1 pseudogene is annotated in these 482 nt (G+C 58.5%); it reads left to right on the top strand.

What is annotated here, in order from left to right:
- Positions 1–249 precede the first annotated feature (249 nt).
- Positions 250–482 (top strand): annotated as a pseudogene (locus V5F77_RS29120) (hypothetical protein); the annotation flags it as partial.

The raw sequence follows: 482 nt of genomic DNA, 5'->3' as shown, positions 1-482 counted from the left end.
CCTTGAGCAGGATCAACGTGGGCGCTGACGGGGTCGCGGGCGCGTTGGTTCCCGCTGCACCCCGATCAGCTTAGGCTATGCCCGCCAACCCTGGTGCATAATCCGGACTAGAGCCCCGAATACGTGGAAGACCAGGCGGCCGCCGGATGTCGTGGTGTTGATGTTCTCGGTGATAAAGCGAAAGCCTTGCAAGGGATTTTCGTGTGACTGCCGAGGACCAGCGTCGAAGCTTTTTTACATGACGCCGAAATGGTCCTTGCCATTCACGGCGTCACCCGTATTTTGCGAGGCGATATGATGCTTTCGCTTCGCTCATTCGTGGTTCTTCTGACCGTGCTCGCCTTTTTGGTGACAAGCACGGGATGGGGTATTGCGAACACCTTGATGGTATCGAGCGGTGGGAAAGGGCACCACGCCCCGATCGAGACCAGCCATTCCAGCGGATCGCATGAGCACGGCGACAGCGACCTGGCCCAGAATTC

Source organism: Roseixanthobacter psychrophilus, from assembly GCF_043195195.1.
GTDB lineage: Bacteria > Pseudomonadota > Alphaproteobacteria > Rhizobiales > Xanthobacteraceae > NCEH01.
The sequence above is the reverse complement of the archived record's forward strand: the minus strand, read 5'-3'. Positions and strand labels throughout refer to the sequence as shown.